General features: G+C 64.3%; 1 protein-coding gene. It reads right to left on the bottom strand.

Features of this window, described 5'->3' with window-relative positions:
• Nucleotides 1–38: 38 nt before the first annotated feature.
• The coding region (locus V0R37_RS22340) for an ACT domain-containing protein (protein WP_420376587.1) at nucleotides 39–266 on the bottom strand (228 nt) is incomplete at its 5' end.

The following is a 266-nucleotide window of genomic DNA, read 5'->3' as shown; positions in this document are numbered from 1 at the left end:
CGCCAGCCTGACAGGCCAGCGGCGGGTACCAGGTCGTTTTAATTGGCCATACGGGTAATCTTGCCGACGTTGGGCAGGTTGCGGATCCGCTTGATGATCCGCGCCAGATGGACTCGCCCTTTCACCGACAGAGTCAGGTTGACCGTCGAGAGCCGTGCGTCACGCTCTTCGATGCCGATCCGCTCGATGTTGGCGTCCGCATCGGTCACCAGCCCGGCCAGCTCGGCGACCAGGCCACGGCGGCTTTCGATCTCGATGCGCAGGGC

It is taken from the genome of Pollutimonas rozaliensis (assembly GCF_048751585.1).
In the GTDB taxonomy this organism is placed as follows: Bacteria; Pseudomonadota; Gammaproteobacteria; order Burkholderiales; family Burkholderiaceae_B.
Note: the sequence above shows the minus strand (reverse complement) of the source record. Positions and strands in the feature narration are given on the sequence as shown.